Origin of the sequence: Variovorax sp. dw_954, assembly GCF_018449755.1 — a bacterium.
Lineage (GTDB): Bacteria > Pseudomonadota > Gammaproteobacteria > Burkholderiales > Burkholderiaceae_C > Variovorax.
The window spans coordinates 1-456 of record NZ_JAAVVD010000117.1; the positions used below are offsets into that span (position 1 = coordinate 1).

A 456-nucleotide genomic window follows, 5' to 3' on the forward strand; every position below is an offset into this window, starting at 1 on the left:
TTTCGTCAACGGCTCGCGCGGCGCCATCGTGCAGGAAGCGGCATTGCTCGACGCGCTCGACAGCGGCCAGTTGCGTGCGGCGGGCCTCGATGTGTTCGCGGTCGAACCCCTGCCGCAGCACTCTCGGCTGCGCACGCATCCGAAGGTGACGCCGTTGCCGCACATCGGCTCCGCGACGCACGAGACGCGCCGCGCCATGGCCGAGCTTGCCACCGACAATCTCCTGAAGGGCCTGGCCGGGCAGAAGCCGGTTGCCGCGTTCGATCTTTCCAAGGTGTAGCCATGCCCAGTTCCATCCCCACGTTGTGCGGCTCGCTTGCGGGCCAGCCCTTCACATTCAACGTCAAGGTCCACAACGCCGCGTACCGCGAACTGGGCCTGGACTACACCTTCGTGTGCTTCGGCATCGACGATGCGGCCGGCGGCGTACAGGCCATGCGCACGCTCGGCATCCGT

General features: G+C 67.1%; 1 protein-coding gene. It reads left to right on the plus strand.

The window, feature by feature from the left end; translation table 11 throughout:
• The coding region (locus HB681_RS37775) for an NAD(P)-dependent oxidoreductase (protein WP_275946442.1) at nt 1–280 on the plus strand (280 nt) is incomplete at its 5' end.
• Between the last annotated feature and the right edge of the window lie 176 nt (nt 281–456).